Annotated in this window: 13 protein-coding genes; 3 read left to right on the plus strand and 10 right to left on the minus strand. The window is 44.1% G+C overall.

Annotation, left to right across the window (positions count from 1 at the left end; translation table 11 throughout):
• Window positions 1-18 precede the first annotated feature (18 nt).
• The 5 genes from recJ to ACSQ8O_RS20490 form a co-directional block, all read right to left on the minus strand.
• Window positions 19-2,436, minus strand: a complete 2,418-nt coding sequence (recJ, locus tag ACSQ8O_RS20470; RefSeq protein ID WP_436243163.1) for a single-stranded-DNA-specific exonuclease RecJ — start codon at window positions 2,434-2,436, stop codon at window positions 19-21.
• A gap of 66 nt (window positions 2,437-2,502) precedes the next feature.
• Window positions 2,503-3,453, minus strand: coding sequence for a cation diffusion facilitator family transporter (locus tag ACSQ8O_RS20475; RefSeq protein WP_436243164.1), 951 nt, complete (start codon window positions 3,451-3,453; stop codon window positions 2,503-2,505).
• A gap of 65 nt (window positions 3,454-3,518) precedes the next feature.
• Window positions 3,519-4,445 (minus strand): protein translocase subunit SecF, encoded by a 927-nt coding sequence (secF, locus tag ACSQ8O_RS20480; protein ID WP_436243165.1) that lies wholly within the window; start codon window positions 4,443-4,445, stop codon window positions 3,519-3,521.
• Window positions 4,435-5,667 carry a protein translocase subunit SecD gene (gene secD, locus ACSQ8O_RS20485; protein ID WP_082595266.1) on the minus strand — a complete coding sequence of 411 codons (1,233 nt, stop codon included), beginning with the start codon at window positions 5,665-5,667 and terminating at the stop codon, window positions 4,435-4,437. Before secD ends, secF begins: the two co-directional genes overlap by 11 nt.
• A gap of 101 nt (window positions 5,668-5,768) precedes the next feature.
• A complete protein-coding gene (locus ACSQ8O_RS20490) occupies window positions 5,769-6,053 on the minus strand; it encodes a post-transcriptional regulator (protein ID WP_235550377.1) in 285 nt (94 codons plus the stop codon).
• 176 nt (window positions 6,054-6,229) lie between these two features.
• Between ACSQ8O_RS20490 and spoVB the strand changes: the two genes are divergently transcribed.
• The gene (gene spoVB / locus ACSQ8O_RS20495) at window positions 6,230-7,822 is read left to right on the plus strand and encodes a stage V sporulation protein B (protein ID WP_436243166.1); all 1,593 of its coding nucleotides are present in this window, start codon (window positions 6,230-6,232) and stop codon (window positions 7,820-7,822) included.
• An 11-nt stretch (window positions 7,823-7,833) separates the two neighbouring features.
• Here spoVB and ACSQ8O_RS20500 read toward each other — a convergent pair whose 3' ends face one another.
• Both ACSQ8O_RS20500 and ACSQ8O_RS20505 read right to left on the minus strand, forming a co-directional pair.
• Window positions 7,834-8,520 (minus strand): DUF421 domain-containing protein, encoded by a 687-nt coding sequence (locus tag ACSQ8O_RS20500; RefSeq protein ID WP_436243167.1) that lies wholly within the window; start codon window positions 8,518-8,520, stop codon window positions 7,834-7,836.
• A gap of 104 nt (window positions 8,521-8,624) precedes the next feature.
• Complete coding sequence (locus ACSQ8O_RS20505; protein ID WP_436243168.1) at window positions 8,625-9,953, minus strand: SLC13 family permease; 1,329 nt, start codon at window positions 9,951-9,953, stop codon at window positions 8,625-8,627.
• A 111-nt stretch (window positions 9,954-10,064) separates the two neighbouring features.
• Here ACSQ8O_RS20505 and ACSQ8O_RS20510 point away from each other — a divergent pair, with 111 nt between their 5' ends.
• Window positions 10,065-10,445, plus strand: coding sequence for a TIGR04086 family membrane protein (locus ACSQ8O_RS20510; RefSeq protein WP_235549783.1), 381 nt, complete (start codon window positions 10,065-10,067; stop codon window positions 10,443-10,445).
• Between the two features lie 96 nt (window positions 10,446-10,541).
• Window positions 10,542-11,381, plus strand: coding sequence for a phosphatase PAP2 family protein (locus ACSQ8O_RS20515; protein WP_056610410.1), 840 nt, complete (start codon window positions 10,542-10,544; stop codon window positions 11,379-11,381).
• 53 nt (window positions 11,382-11,434) lie between these two features.
• Here ACSQ8O_RS20515 and yajC read toward each other — a convergent pair whose 3' ends face one another.
• The 3 genes from yajC to queA are packed head-to-tail and all read right to left on the minus strand — an operon-like array spanning window position 11,435 to window position 14,027.
• On the minus strand, window positions 11,435-11,743 hold the full coding sequence (yajC, locus tag ACSQ8O_RS20520; RefSeq protein WP_056610408.1) for a preprotein translocase subunit YajC: 309 nt from the start codon (window positions 11,741-11,743) through the stop codon (window positions 11,435-11,437).
• 15 nt (window positions 11,744-11,758) lie between these two features.
• Window positions 11,759-12,898, minus strand: coding sequence for a tRNA guanosine(34) transglycosylase Tgt (gene tgt / locus ACSQ8O_RS20525; protein ID WP_173115401.1), 1,140 nt, complete (start codon window positions 12,896-12,898; stop codon window positions 11,759-11,761).
• A 49-nt stretch (window positions 12,899-12,947) separates the two neighbouring features.
• On the minus strand, window positions 12,948-14,027 hold the full coding sequence (gene queA / locus ACSQ8O_RS20530; protein WP_436243169.1) for a tRNA preQ1(34) S-adenosylmethionine ribosyltransferase-isomerase QueA: 1,080 nt from the start codon (window positions 14,025-14,027) through the stop codon (window positions 12,948-12,950).
• Window positions 14,028-14,036: the final 9 nt, after the last annotated feature.

A 14,036-nucleotide genomic window follows, 5' to 3' on the forward strand; every position in this document is an offset into this window, starting at 1 on the left:
CTCCAATGTAAACTCTGTTTATTTTATGTGATCAGCGATCCATTGCTCCAGCTCTTTCGCTGAAGAATACATAACAATGGCTTCAACTTCTTGACGATGCAATCGATGCTGGTACAATCGTGATGTTGTTAAATCTCTTTTGGCAGGTGTGGCACTTAATGTAACCATATTATCATGTTTTACGACAAATTCTAATTCCTCAAAAACAGATAAAATAAAATGAATCATTCCGAGTGATAATCCTGACCGTTTACTGAAAGATGTCATCATCCTGGTATCTTGCAGTTGAAGTGATTTCTCCTTCTGCAAGGTACCATACAGCATCTTGAACATATCCCTTGAAGGCAAAGTATTGCCGCTGTCCTGCCCTAGCTCGGCAAATACAGGGTAGCACCGCATCATCCCTGTCGCCTGCTGAAGTACTGATTTCAAGCTGTCAATACGACGAGGCAACGTGTACAAAATGACATCTTGCAGCTCATCGAACGCTACCCCGTTTGCTGCCTCATTGGCTGGCCTTACTTGGCCAGTATCCTGCACGATCCAATACGGCACTTCATGCCCGACTTGTGCAGCTACTGTTTGATACAACGGTGCATCCGCTTCATCAAATAGCACGATTCCAGGTGAGCGCAGTGGCGCCGCTGGTCCTGCTGAGAGATTGCTCGCAAGCGCTGCAAGCTTCAGGTGTAATTGTCCCGTGCCACGCCAATCAAATACCTGCGTGTGCGGGATTCGCAGATCCTGCATGATGATCTGTGGCTTTCTAACACCATTCCACTCATTAATCGAAAGTTCTCCTAAGATATCTATCTTGGCCGAGGGGGCAATTAATGCTGCTAAGCTACCTTTGCCAAAGCCCACGGCTTCTACCGAACAGCTAACTTCATCCTTAGCTTGAGATAGTCCCAGCTTCAAATGCTGTTTTTCTTTGCCCATGGTCCGAATATCTTCAAGACCTAAATCCGTGAACATGAACTTAGGCGATGGATTCCCCATTCCGAATGGTGCCAGTAATTCTAGCCCCTCAATGCTTGCAATCGGGACATCAGCTAGGTTGCACGCATTATCTACCCGTAATACAGGTACGAAGTCCTGATCCGTTAACGTTGCCGCTGCAAGCTCATTTAGTCGAATTGCGAAAGCTTCCAGATGGCTGCTATCCAAGCTCATCCCTGCGGCTGCTTGATGACCACCGTAGTGGTCCAACAGGTCCTTACAAGCTGTCAACGCTTTGTGCAAATCAAAGCCTGCAATCGAACGTGCAGAGCCTTTGGCCATACCTTTATGGGGATCGATGCTTAGCACAAGCGTAGGTCGATAGAATTTCTCCACAATCTTGGAGGCTACAATCCCAACGACACCAACATTCCAGTTCTCTTTCGCTACGACAATGACTTTATCCAAGCCCTTCGCTCGCTGCTCCTCAGCCATCGCAAATGCTTCTTGGACCATATCCTCAACAATTTGTTGACGCTCTTTATTCAGCATATCCAATTCGAAGGCAATTTGCTCCGCTTCTTTTTCATCTGTTGTGGTCAACAGCTTGACGGCAATGTCAGCCGCTTCTAAGCGACCACTCGCATTAATTTTCGGAGCGAGCGAGAAACCGATGTGTCCAGCAGTAATCTCTTTCCGTTCAATGCCCGACACACCGATCAGCGAACGAAATCCAACATAGCTGGAATCCTGCATACGTGCGAGGCCCATCTTCACTAGCAACCGATTCTCACCTGTGAGCGGCATAAGGTCGGCAACGGTTCCAAGCGCTGCGAACTCAAGAAGTTCCTCTGGAAACCGCTCTAGCAGCGCATGTGCAAGTTTAAATGCCACACCAACACCTGCTAAAAGCTTGTAGGGATACGGACAACCAGGCTTCTTAGGATTAATCACAGCTAAGGCATCAGGCAGTACTTCTGGTGGTTCATGATGATCAGTCACAATCACATCTAAACCAATTTCATGGCAATACGCTATTTCTTCAACAGCACTTATTCCCGTATCTACAGTGATAAGCAACTGGACACCATGTTCCTTGGCCAAGTCCATTGCAGCACGATTCAATCCATAGCCTTCACGAATCCGATGTGGAATGTAAGTATCGAAATGTGCCCCTAACCCTTTTAACAAATGCGCCATTAAGGATGTACTGCTTACTCCATCTGCATCATAATCGCCGTAAATACGAATGAATTCCTTATTGTGTAAGGCTTTGCGAATACGCTCCACAGCTGGAAGCATCCCATCTAACAAATAGGGATCATGGTAATCACCGACGCCACCTTGCATAAATTGTTTGGCCTCAGACACGCTGCGAATATCTCGAAGAACTAGAATACGGGCTACCAAGGGATCCAACTGCAGCTCACGAACAAATTCTTCAACAAGCGCCTCATCCGCATTTCCAATGTTCCATCTTGCTTTCGGTGCTAGCACTTGGTGGCTCCTCCTTGGTGTTTTCCTATGAAAATTTCAGGGTACGTAATCTTCGAAAACAATGATTTAGTGTAAAACAGACGGCAGTTCACTTGCTTCCACATCTGCCTGCTTATAAGGGTAACCTGCATCGTAAGGATTTACATGTATGTATACATGTGATACATGATGGTATTGCTTCATCAGCTGGTGTTTAATCTTCTTTGACACCTCATGTCCTTCCCAAACTGAAAGCCTAGGGTTCACACTGATCGTCATGTCGATGACAACATAATGCCCATGTTCTCTCGCGTTCAAATCATCAACCGTAATCACACCATGAATCTTTTGAACAGCTTTAACAAAATCAGCTGCCTCTTCTTGGTGAAGAACTTTTGCTGTTGGTGTAGATATGGTTTTGCTGACTAACGAGAAACCCATTTTACCTATAAAAAGTGCAACGATAAGTCCTGCAAAGGTGTCTACATAAGAAAATGCTGTAAATCCAATTGCTTGAGTCAGCATCGTGTAGAGAACACTTACAGTGACCACAAAAGAAGAGTATATATCGGAACGGCGTCTTCGTGCATTGGCAATAAATTCCTCAGTCCCTAACTGTTTACCAAGCTTACTTAAGAATTGGAACATCGCTTCCTTCGCAAGCAGCGAAATAACAAGAACAGCGAAGGTCATTATGGTGGCATCATATTCGACCTGGTTGATCAAGGATTTAACCGTAATAACGCCTAATTCAGCACCAATTAATAAGATCAAGACAATGAATAGGATAGAACTTACTGAAATTTGTGGATCCAATCCACGAAAAGAAGCTCCAGCAAGTTGCACTCTCATCATCCTTACTCGGTTGATGGCAGCAGCAACAACACAAATTCCTGCTCCCGACTGCGCGGCAGCTGCGACCAGAGAATTACTATGTACTTGAAAGCCAACAATCCCTATCAGACAAGTTAACACGGTAAGTACAAGTATTGCTGACCAAAGCGCGTATTCTGTCTTACGAAATCCCTCATCATTCACGTGGACATTCCCCCTGAACGGATACAAAGGCCGCGCAACAATCACGCGGCCGGTTATTATGGTTATTACGCTGCAGCTTTCTTTTTAGAACGTGATAAGGAATTTCTTTTGAACAAGTACCATAAGGAACATGCAATGAAGATGGAAGAGTAAGCACCGCTCGTTAAACCAATTAACTTGGCCAAAGCGAACAACTTAATGGACTCGCTTCCGAACAGATACAAACAACCTGCAGCGATTAACACGACGAGTACTGTGTTGATGTTACGTGCCATCGTTTGCCAGATACTGTCGTTAACGAGTGCAACTAAATCTGCATCTGTCTTCAGTTTAGCAAAACGCAGGTTCTCACGAATCCGGTCAAAAATAACGATCTTATCATTAATGGAATAACCGATTGTGGTTAATACAGCCGCAAGGAACGGAAGATTCACTTCGAAGCGGAAAATGGCAAACATCGCGATAACGATGAACGCATCGTGCAGAATAGCGATAATCGCAGCCAAAGCAAAACGCCATTCAAAACGGATACTTACGTACAAACAAATTAGTACGCTTGAAATTGCAACTGCATAGACAGCTTTCATCAATAATTCTTTCGCTAGCTGTGGATCCACGGTATTAATTTCCTTGGAAACTTCTGCGCTATAAGCTGTTGCAAAAGCAGTTTGGATTTTGTTTACCGTCGCATCGTCAAGCACGTCATCGAAACGAATAGACACGCGATCACTATTGTTACCACCAATTGTAGGATCCGCATATTTCGACTTCACATCACCGCTGGTGTTCAAGCCATGCAAGATTTCCTCAACCTTCGCACTGTCCAGCTGTTTACCCACAACGAGGTCGATATTCGTTCCCGCTTTGAAATCGACACCGAAATTCATACCTGAGGTTAACATAACAACTAACCCAATGATAAGAATTGCAGCCGATAAGATGAAAAATTTATTGCGATTTTTTACAAAATCATACTTTTGCTTAGAGTCCACGGATGTCTGCCTCCTTCACACCGAAATAACTTGGCTTTTTCAGCAAATTACCCCGGATAATAAGATGTAGCAGCCATCTGGAGAACAAAACGTTCGTTAAGATACTGATAATAATACTCATCATCGTAATAACTGCGAATCCGCGAATAGCACCGTTACCTACATAATACAGCACGATACCCGCGATTAAATTCGTAACGTTCGCATCCATAATCGTACGGAAGGAATGCTTCGTCCCTGCTTTCAAGGAAGAAAGGATACTCTTGCCTGCACGGATTTCTTCGCGAATTCTTTCGTATGTGATAATGTTCGCATCAACGGCCATCCCTGCACCTAATACAAGGGCGGCAATACCAGGCAACGTCAACGTGGCATTCATAAAGTCAAAGATCGCTAATAAAACCCATACATACGTAATTAAAGTGAAAGCCGCAACTAAACCTGGAACACGGTAGTAAATCACCATGAACAAGAAGATTAAGATCGAAGCGATTAACCCTGCTCTTGCTGTTTCATGCAAGGAAGCTTTTCCTAATGTCGCATCGACACGTTGTATGTATTTTTCCGTTAATTTAAGAGGCATTGCACCCAGGTTAATCATCTTCGCTACTTTGGTTGCTTCTGCAACGTTCGTTTGTGTAATGATTGCGGAGTCGCTGTCAATTGGGAAATTAACCGATGCCGTAGACTGTACAACATCATCCAAGTAAATAGACAAGGTACTGCCAACCAGCTTCGTTGTTACTTCTTTGAATTTCTCTCTGCTCTTCATTTTGATCTCAACGATCGGTTGCTTCGTATTCGGATCATAGCTTAATTTCGCTGCATTCTCGACGAAGTCTGTTCCATTCATGTATACCGTTCCATCAGGACCTCTGAAAGTAAGTACAGACGGTTTGGACATCAAAGTACGAACTTCTTCTTCGTTCTCAACACCTGCAAGACGAACACGGATGCGATCTGATCCTTCTGGGTACACCTCAGGCTCAGCAACGCCAAGTGAATCCGCACGTTTAGCAAGGCTTTGTGCAGCTTCCGTAAGCGTTTCCTTCGTGAGGGGTTGTCCAGCCGTTAATGGCTCTGCGGTGTACAATATTTCAAAACCGCCTTTTAAATCCAATCCAAGCTTAATACGATCTACAAGCCCAGGGCTCGTTATTCCAACTGCGCCAAGAACAATGACAACCGTTAGAAAAAAGAACGAAATTCTTTTCCAATCCAGCATCTGTTGCTAGTCTCCCTTCAATACTCAATATGCCTATTATACTCAGGTCTGAAAAACGAGTCAATTTAAGTCGATTCACGCAAAAAATAAGCCCATTCTTAGAATTGGGCTCCTCTATACATACTAATCGTCATCCAGTTCATAAACGCTGTAGATTTGAGGGACAAAATGTCATTTACGATTTGATGGAGAGAGGGCAACCCTGTTTTACGGTATTTATCACTTACACAATCCCATATATCCTTGCCAGTAACGTGCTCGTATCCTAGCAGAATAAACTCTTCAACCTTGCTCAAACACAAACTCTCGATGATTTCATTCAGTTCTTGATCCGACATACCTGGATGCTCTTCTTCACTTCCGTTATCCTGTGCGTCATTCATGGGGGATCCTCCTAAAAGTTTTGCTTTAGCAAAACTATCTACGTAAGCATAAGCTAAGGCATTCGTTTTACCTGTATGTTATATAGTTCGATAGCCACCTCGGAATTTCCTGCCAAATGCGCACTTGTCCATAAAATCTTAGCATGAGCTTGGACAGCTCGCGCATAGTCATAGGTATGACATTATCGGAAGAGGGTATGGCAGTGACCAAGCAGTCGTTTATTAGAGGTACAATGATCCTGCTCGCCGCAGGCATTTTGAATCGCATACTTGGCTTCATACCCCGAATGACTTTACCGCGCGTGATCGGGGCTGAAGGCATTGGTATTTATCAAATGGGCTGGCCATTCCTGTCCGTTATTTTAACTATCATTACCGGAGGTATTCCCATTGCCATTGCCAAGCTGATCGCAGAAGCGGAAGCTGAGAAGAATGAGACCCGGATTCGCAGCATTTTGCGCATATCTCTAGCGATCACGATATCACTTAGCTTCATTTTTACAGTTGTCTGCCTGCTAGGAGCTTCATGGATCACGTCTCATTTATTGACGGATTCCCGTGTTTACTATACTTTCCTATGTATGAGCCCCATGATACCCATTATTGGCGTCTCTGCTGTTTATCGCGGCTACTTTCAAGGCAGACAAAATATGATTCCTACCGCGACCTCGCAAATTATGGAAACGTTGATTCGGATTGTCATGGTTCTCGTCTGCTCCTATATGATGGTCCCTTATGGCATCGAATATGCGGCAGCAGGTGCGATGATTGGCGTTTTGGCAGGCGAAATTGGCGGACTAGCCGTATTGGCTATTCATTTTAGATGGGATAAAAAAGCTTTAGCTAAGCCTCCAATTGCTCAAATAGGAACGAAGAAAACAACAGGTCGACTCTCCAATCTGCGTAGAATCTTACGTATCTCAATCCCGATCACAGGAAGCAAACTCATCGGTGCTGGCTCCTACTTATTGGAGTCGATCTTAATTGCTCAAAGCTTAGCGATCGCCGGCATTACCACATCACTTGCAACCGCGCAGTACGGAGCCTTACAAGGTATGATCATTCCTATCATCCTTTTACCGAGTGCACTGACCATGTCACTATCCGTTTCTCTGATTCCCTCATTAAGTGAAGCTGCCGCCCGCAAAGACCTCAAGACTATCCACATGCGTTTGCATCAATCGTTAAAACTCGCTTTAGTGACAGGTGCCCCTTTCTCTGTATTGATGTTTGTACTCGCTGAACCCATTTGCAAGTATCTATACAATCAGCCAGATGTCAGTGTCATGCTTAAGATGATGGCACCGATCGCGATATTCATTTATTTTCAAGCTCCGCTGCAATCTGCCTTACAAGCATTAAACAAGCCTGGAGCTGCTCTAATCAACACGTTAATTGGATCGACAGTCAAGTTATTCTTAATCTATTGGTTGGCCAGCAAGCCCGAAATGGGCATACACGGCGCTGTATTCGCCATTAATGTGAATATCGTTTTGGTTACACTGCTACACTGGTATAGTGTCGTTCGTCTGCTCAAATTCCGTATGGAAGGCAGCAGTTTCGGGAAAATTGGCGCGGCCATGCTTCTCTCAGGTGTTGTTTGTTATTTCGTCATGTACACGCCATGGGTGTCAGCGACCTGGATACGATTTGTGTCCTCCTTATTGTTAGGGCTCTTTTCCTATATCTTTCTCATCACGGCATTTCGACTCATCAGTCTTAAAGATATCGGTCGACTTCTGAATATGGGCAAAAAAATAATACGTTGAATTCCAGCGACTCACCTCTTGCGATCAAGAAACATTCTGCCGCGATGATCAATTGAACAGTAGAAGATTTCTTTAAAATCCCTAGCTCCTTGTTCTTGCAGCTGATTTTTCAACCAAAATCTCGTTTGACCAATTTTCTCTAAGTTTTCGTCTTGTACTTTACCATCCATAATAAGAGGCAGCGGCAAGCCTTCGTAACGAATGTTGTTATTTAATTTCGTTACCTCCGGCCCTGTCTCTTTTTCATTTTTATCTTTCTCAACTACACTTAACTTCCCCGAAGGTTCCAAGATCGCAAATTCCACATCGGCCACGTTCATAATTTTATTTTGTCTCAATTGCAGCATCAGATCATCTAAATTATAACGATGCTTCTTCATTTCGTTTCGATTAATCATCCCTTTATTGATGAGCACACTCGGTTTCCCGTCGAAAAGCACACGAATGGTGCGACTTTTCAGCGTAATATAGGCAATGACAACTTGAATAAGCACCAGAGTCCCCATCGGTAAAATACCAGACACAAGAGGCTTCTTCACGTCCTCAAGCACGAACACAGCAATTTCCGCAATCATGATCGAAATGACTAGATCGAAAAGCGAAAGCTTACCAATTTCACGTTTCCCCATAATACGAAGCATGAGAAAAACAACAAAATAGATAAGCACCGTACGCAAAAAAATGGTCAGAATCTCCATCGCAACCTCCCTGATCTAAGCTCTAGCTCGTTCTCGGAGTTCACTGGTATTCTGACCGCGTACGCACCTCATCATGCAGATATTACGTATTCAATTGTTGGCAATTACAACAAGAATAATTTGAAATATAACGTAGAAATCAAGAGCAGCACGAAACAAATCGGAGCAGCAACTACCACATACTCACTTTGTTTTAACTTTACACCATCATGATAGGTAAAAGATGCCGCGTATAAGCTGGCGATTGAGCTCACTAGTGTCACACCGCTTCCTATCCCGCTTCCGACGATCAATGCCCACCACATCGGCTGAGTTGACGTCTCTACAAGCTGCTCCATTTGATCAACAATCGGAATCATCGCAGCAATGAATGGAATATTATCCATCATCGCTGTACCAAAACTATTCAACCATAACAATAGAATGGATAGGAACGGGATGCTCCCTTGGCTTAGCTCTAGCCCTCGATTAGCAATAAATCCTGAAAAACCTGCATACGTCAAGCCCCCAACCATGATGAAAAGTCCCAAGAAAAAGAGCCATTGTGTTTCTCTCACGTGATGCCATACCGCACCAAAATCCTTATTTCTAATTACCTCAAAAATATCTTTGTAATTCATAGCTAGTAAAGCAATAGCCCCGGAGGCTGCAATGTAGGCTGGACTCCATGCTAGTAAACCATGAAGACTTAGTACAACTAGGGTCAACCCTGTGATTATACTGCTTCCCAAGACGAATTCTCTATGGGGAGATAAATAGGAGCTTGGCTTAATGCTTAACAGCTCACGCATGTGTGCTTCAGCCGCTACTAAGCGCTTTCGATAGATCAACCACATTATGAGATAAACGACGGCTAACAGCAAGCAAATCAGAGGAAATAATTGAATGAACATTTCCCCCGCCGAAATATGCCCTGACGCCCCTAGCATACGGCTAGGTATATTCCCCATAATCGTTGCTGCACCGCCAATATGTACGGATAATAACATCGAGATTAGAAATGGGGCCGGCAGTAACCTCATTTTTCTGGACGCAATTATGATGAAAGGAACGATAACAACAACAGCCATTAAACTATCCAAGAGCGCAGAGATCAGCGCCGCTAGCAGTGAGAGACTAATGATAACGGTAAGTGCCCGCATGCGATATTTTCGAACAATTGAACTTACAACATACGAAATAATGCCAGTTTTCTGAAAAAGGCTCGAAATGATGAAAAGACTCACGAGATAGATTAAGATCGGCCAACTCGCGTAGGTTGTTAGTGCTTTTTGGAGCGGTACAATGCCTAATATCAGCATCAAACAAGCCCCACCAAGCGCGGTATACATACGATCCCATTTTTCAATCAATATACAAATGTAAGCAGCTGCAAAAATAAGCAGCGCCGCTACAGCTTGCCACATCACCGGTCCATGAGAGAATTCAGTCATAAATAATCACACTCCTTTGATCTATAGTTTGTACTAATTCTATGTGCTTGGCCATACAATGATGATAATGAAGCGCTCGAATATAGGAAAGGAATGATGCCTGTGAACCCTATGAAAACGGTCAGTCAGGTTCGAATAACATCGCCATTATTTTCAGGACTTGTCTACTCATTTAGTATGATGACCATTGGAACCATTGTGACCTCCTTGTTTTTGCTTTTAACCAGCACACAAGAAAGCTCCTTACACACATTAACAACCATCATCCACGCGGTCTCCTTATTTATTGGAGGATGGGTTTCAGGTAAACGTGCCGGTAACCGCGGCTGGTATCACGGGGGCATGGTCGGCGTCTTCTATTTCATTCTCATTTTCTTAGTCGGTTTTCTGGCATTCGATGCAGGGTTGAATCTTCAGTCCCTCCAATTACTTGGCATTTTATTCGCATCTGGGGCGCTCGGTGGCATACTTGGTGTAAATACTCAGAAATAAGTCTTTTCCGTGAAGATTGCACTTCCCCCCCGTTGAATGTGGTATAATGTCATAGTTATTGCCGCACAAAACTTCCAATATATAGGGGGATACAACTTGAGCCCTTTTCAATCTATGACGCATGCGACAGTTTATATTGTACTAACAATTTTCGCTTTTGTAATTATCGCAACGCGAAAGAGCCCATACACGATTGCCAGTAGTTTAGTTCATGAAATATTTACTTCACGCAAGTTCCTTTTTCATTTCATCGCGTTGCTGATGATCCTCATGTTTAACAAGATGGAGATGGCAATCGAGAAAGGCATGCAATACAAAGCCGATTTCACGAAGTCCATCTATGGCATTGAGGGTGACTTTGTAGCAACGATCCAGAACCTTTTTCATAATGATATCCTTACGATCGTATGTAGTTATTTCTATGTCATTATATTCCCATCGATTATGATTACTTCCATTGCTATTTACACGTATCAGAAGAATCATAAACTTTTCTATGCGGTCTGTTATGCACTCATGTTCAATTATATGATTGCCATCCCTTTTTATCTTTTTTTCCCGGTTAACGAAGTATGGTTTTTCCACCCTAAAGTAGATCTTCTAATCTTAGATGTGTTCCCAACTTTCGAGCAAGATTACAGACCATTATCTGGACTCGATAATTGCTTCCCAAGTTTGCATACATCCATATCCATTTCAATGGCCGTCATAGCGGTAAAAAGCCGAAACACATTTTGGAAAATTTTCGTCCCCTGTTCAGCAGCCTTTATTATTTTCACTATCTTCTATCTAGGCATTCACTGGTTGTCCGATATGTGTGCTGGTGTCGTACTCGGTGTCGTTGCTGCTCGAATGGGTCTGCGCATTGCCGAAGGTCGTCTTATCCTTGGTGAGCGCGCACTCCTTAAACGCCCTGTAAAGAATAACGAATATTAAATATATGCAAATAAAAAGCGAGAGCCTATTATAGGACCTCGCTTTTTGTTAACTTATTCCTTAGTAGCAGGCGTTTGTGCAACCGCATTAACGGCAGAGCGATCAAAAGTCATTTTCGTTGCATCGTTGACACGAAGTACGCAAATGTCATCTGTGATTTCTACAATCGTGCCATGAAGACCGCCAATCGTAACAACCTTATCCCCTTTTTTCAATCCTCCGAGCATTTGACTACGTGTTTTCTGTCTTTTTTGCTGTGGACGAATAAGTAAGAAGTACAGAACTACGAACATAAGCACTAAAGGCCCGTATGTATACAAATATCCTACTGCACCAGTGGTACCTTCTTCAGCTAGAAACATAGGTATCCTCCTCTCTTAGAATCCTCTTTCATTATCATTCAGCCCGTAAGCGGCAAAGAAGGTATCGCGGAAATCAAGTAATCGATCTTCCTTAATGGCTTCTCTTACTTCACGCATAAGCTGTAGTAGAAAGTGAAGGTTATGAATCGTCGTCAAGCGAATCCCGAATGTTTCATCTGCTTTGATGAGATGTCGAATATAGGCGCGACTGTAATTCGTACATGTATAACAAGAACATTTGGCATCCAGCGGGCCGAAGTCCGTTGCATATTTCGCATTACGAATAACTAGACGACCTGAGCTTGTCATACAAGTCCCGTTTCTAGCAATCCGCGTCGGTAATACACAATCAAACATATCAATGCCTCGGATAGCGCCTTCAATCAATGCGTCCGGCGAGCCAACACCCATCAAGTAACGAGGCTTATTCGCAGGCATAAGTGGTGTTGTGTAATCTAGCACTTCATACATCAAGTGCTTAGGCTCACCTACACTCAGTCCACCAATAGCATACCCCGGGAAATCCATGGAAGTCAACTGCTCTGCGCTCAGCTTGCGTAGATCCTCATGCATACCACCTTGGATGATTGCAAACAAGCCTTGATCCTGAGGTCTTGCATGACTTTGCAGACAGCGCTCCGCCCACCGCGTCGTACGCTCCAGTGATTTCTTCACGTATTCGTATTCCGCTGGAAACGGCGGACACTCGTCGAAGGCCATCATAATGTCAGAACCAAGAGCGTTCTGAATTTCCATCGCCTTCTCTGGAGATAGGAATAACTTATCACCATTCAAATGGGATTTGAATGTGACGCCTTCCTCCGTAATTTTACGCATATTGCTCAAGCTAAAAACTTGAAACCCACCACTGTCCGTCAGAATCGGTCGATCCCAATTCATGAACTTGTGCAACCCGCCAGCTTCTTTAACTATCTCATGTCCAGGGCGAATGAATAAGTGGTACGTGTTGCTTAAAATAATTTGAGCGTCCATCGTTTTCAATTCTTCCGGACTCATTGTTTTCACAGTTGCCTGTGTACCTACCGGCATGAACGCTGGCGTTTCGATAACGCCATGCGGGGTGTGAACGCGGCCTAAACGAGCGCCAGATTGTTTACATGTTTTAATCGATTCATACGTTACTGCTGCTGTCATGATATCCACTTCCTATTCTAAGCTTGCTTTTCTTGTTCAATCGGATGAATTAATAAATCAACATGGCATCGCCGAAGCTGAAAAATCGGTACTCTTCCTTCACAGCTTCTTCGTAGGCTCGCATAACATTGGCCTTACCAGCCAGTGCACTAATGAGCATAAGCAATGTTGACTTCGGCAGATGAAAATTCGTTAACAACACATCAACGACACCAAACGTGTAGCCAGGATAAATGAAAATGGACGTCCAGCCTTGGGAAGCCTGAATAAGTAAAGGTTGGCCTTCTTGGTAGCCTGACTGCTCGCGGCTTAATCCAGCGGCTGTCTCCAACGTTCGTGCAGATGTTGTCCCTACCGCAACAACACGTTTCCCCGCTGATTTAGTCTGATTAATTAATGCAGCTGTTTCTTCGGATAAAATGTAATATTCAGCATGCATCTGGTGATCTTCAATCTTATCCACGGACACAGGGCGGAAAGTACCTAGACCTACGTGCAGTGTCACGAAGGCTAGTCGGACACCTTTGTCCTTCAGTCTCTCCAAATAATCTGCCGTAAAGTGCAAGCCTGCCGTTGGCGCGGCAGATGACCCTTCATGCTTCGCATAAACGGTTTGATATCGTTCCCGCTCTGATAGCTGCTCCTTGATATAAGGAGGAAGCGGCATCTCGCCTAATCGATCCAAGATTTCATTGAAAATCCCGGTGTACCGGAATTGCAGAATACGAGCTCCCATGTCGCCAACTTCAACGACTTCTGCAGTTAGTAGTGGCTCGCCACCTTCGTCAGCCGCAGTGCCGAATACCGCAACAGAGCCGAGCTGCATGCGTTTCCCAGGCTTGACCAGTGCCTCCCAACGATCCTCGCCGAGCGGCTTAAGCAGCAATAACTCCACTTTAGCGCCCGTGTCTTTCTTCATACCAAAAAGCCGTGCTGGAATGACTCGAGTATCATTCATCACGAGTAAATCCCCGGCTTCTAAATAGGATATCAAATCTTCAAAAGTGCGATGAGCGGTTTCGCCAGTTTCTTTATTCAGTGTAAGCAGTCTAGACGCCGTGCGTTCGAGCAGCGGCGTCTGGGCAATCAAAGATTCAGGTAATTCAAAATCGAATGCTTGTACTTCCATGTTAGTTAT

The sequence above is a fragment of the Paenibacillus sp. LjRoot56 genome (assembly GCF_964253335.1).
GTDB classification, from domain to species: Bacteria; Bacillota; Bacilli; order Paenibacillales; family NBRC-103111; genus Paenibacillus_E; species Paenibacillus_E allorhizoplanae.

Excerpts from the sequence above, each read along its gene's own strand:
- ACSQ8O_RS20490 (WP_235550377.1), bottom strand. The coding sequence starts at position 6,053 with ATGAATGACGCACAGGATAACGGAAGTGAAGAAGAGCATCCAGGTATG.
- spoVB (WP_436243166.1), top strand. The coding sequence starts at position 6,230 with ATGACATTATCGGAAGAGGGTATGGCAGTGACCAAGCAGTCGTTTATT.
- ACSQ8O_RS20500 (WP_436243167.1), bottom strand. The coding sequence starts at position 8,520 with ATGGAGATTCTGACCATTTTTTTGCGTACGGTGCTTATCTATTTTGTT.
- ACSQ8O_RS20505 (WP_436243168.1), bottom strand. The coding sequence starts at position 9,953 with ATGACTGAATTCTCTCATGGACCGGTGATGTGGCAAGCTGTAGCGGCG.
- ACSQ8O_RS20510 (WP_235549783.1), top strand. The coding sequence starts at position 10,065 with ATGAAAACGGTCAGTCAGGTTCGAATAACATCGCCATTATTTTCAGGA.
- yajC (WP_056610408.1), bottom strand. The coding sequence starts at position 11,743 with ATGTTTCTAGCTGAAGAAGGTACCACTGGTGCAGTAGGATATTTGTAT.
- tgt (WP_173115401.1), bottom strand. The coding sequence starts at position 12,898 with ATGACAGCAGCAGTAACGTATGAATCGATTAAAACATGTAAACAATCT.
- queA (WP_436243169.1), bottom strand. The coding sequence starts at position 14,027 with ATGGAAGTACAAGCATTCGATTTTGAATTACCTGAATCTTTGATTGCC.